The 2,082-nt window shown below is 40.1% G+C and carries 1 protein-coding gene; it reads right to left on the minus strand.

What is annotated here, in order from left to right; translation table 11 throughout:
• The coding region (locus tag CQA58_RS08325; RefSeq protein ID WP_170126781.1) for a beta strand repeat-containing protein at window positions 1-2,082 on the minus strand (2,082 nt) is incomplete at both ends.

Raw genomic sequence — 2,082 nt, forward strand, 5'->3', positions numbered from 1 at the left:
TCAAAGACTTAACATTACTTCCATTTGAAAAATCAATAGTTGTTATAGCTCCACTATCTGTGGTTACAGCTCCTGTGATTGTCCCACTTTTGCTCTCTGTAATCTTGATGGTTGTAGCTCCTCCACTTGTGCTAAGTGTCCCTGTGAAAGTCCCATTTATGCCATTGAATTCAAGATTTGTATTTCCACCTATATTTGATATGGTATTTATGAGATTGACACCATCTTTCAAATCAAATGTAAGAGCTTGTCCTGTGGTAATAGTTGTGTTTGATTGAATGCTAGTATCTCCTTGAGAGAGGATAAGCTTATTCTCCACTGCATTGCTTCCTAAAGTGATTGCTTTGAGAAAATTACCACTAGCATTTAGAGTCATCTCTGCTTTTTTGCCTGTTCTTCCATTGAAATCAAGAGTAGTGCTATTGCCTATAATCGCATTTGAAACACTAGCACTAACTCCAGCACCATTAAGACTTAGGATTCCACTTGTGGTAGAGCTTACACTTGTGAGCTGATTGTTTTCACCTTGCAATGTGAGAGTTCCTACCCCTGCAAAATTTACATTTGTAGCTCCATCAGTTGTGCTGATTGCTCCTTGAATTACACCGCTTTTGTCTTCTGCAATCTTGATGGTTGTAGCTCCTGCTGTGGTGGAAATGCTACTTATAAGAATTCCATTGCTTCCATTGAAGTTGATTTCACTCTCTCCAGCATTGGCCAGATTGTCTGCAAGGATAAGATTGACACCATCTCCCAAATCAAATGTAAGAGCTTGACTTGCCCCTACATTTACAGCACTCTCAATACTTGTATCTCCTTGAGTGAGGATAAGCTTATTCTCCACTGCATTGCTTCCTAAAGTGATTGCTTTGAGAAAATTACCACAATCACTTAGAGTCATCTCTGCTTTTTTGCCATTTGCACCATTGAAGTTTAGAGTAGTGGTATTGCCCACAATCGCACTTAAAACACTAGCACTCACTCCATTTTCATTTGAAGCTCCATCAAGACTTAGTGTTCCACTTGTGGTAGAAGTTACACTTGTGAGCTGATTGTTTTCACCTTGCAAGGTGAGAGTTCCTATTCCTGCAAAATTTACATTTGTAGCTCCATCAGTTGTACTGATTGCTCCTTGAATTACACCGCTTTTGTCTTCTGCAATCTTGATGGTTGTAGCTCCTGCTGTGGTGGAAATGCTACTTATAAGAATTCCATTGCTTCCATTGAAGTTGATTTCACTCTCTCCAGCATTGGCTAGATTGCCCACAAGAGCAAGATTGACACCATCTCCCAAATCAAAAGCAAGAGCTTGATTTGCCCCTACATTTACTCCTTCAGTAACGCTAGTGCTTCCTGTGGAGAGAATGAGCTTATTATTTGTAGCACTATCTCCTAAAGTGATTGCTTTGAGTTCATTGCCACCATCATCTAGAGTCATCTCTGCTTTTTTGCCATTTGCACCATTGAAGTTTAGAGTAGTGCTATTGCCTGTAATCGCATTTGAAACACTAGCACTCACTCCATTTTCATTTGAAGCTCCATCAAGACTTAGTGTTCCACTCGTAGTAGAGCTTACACTTGTGAGCTGATTGTTTTCACCTTGCAAGGTGAGAGTTCCATTATTGCCAATAGTTGCATTATTTACTCCATTATTACTCAAAGTGATATTTCCATTGATTGTCGAAGAGGCACTATCTTTGACATTGAAAAGTGAAGTTCCACCATTGCTTGATGAAAGCCCTTGTGAGAGTGCCAAAGTCGTGCCATTTGCCAAGTCAAAAGCAAGAGCTTGATTTGCCCCTACATTTACAGCACTCTCAATACTTGTATCTCCTTGAGTGAGGATAAGCTTATTCTCCACTGCATTGCTTCCTAAAGTGATTGCTTTGAGTTCATTGCCACCATCGCCTAGAGTCATCTCTGCTTTTTTGCCATTTGCACCATTGAAGTTTAGAGTAGTGGTATTGCCCACAATCGCACTTAAAACACTAGCACTCACTCCATTTTCATTTGAAGCTCCATCAAGACTTAGTGTTCCACTCGTAGTAGAGCTTACACTTGTGAGCTGATTGTTTTCACCTT

The organism is Helicobacter brantae (genome assembly GCF_003364205.1).
Taxonomy (GTDB): domain Bacteria; phylum Campylobacterota; class Campylobacteria; order Campylobacterales; family Helicobacteraceae; genus Helicobacter_G; species Helicobacter_G brantae.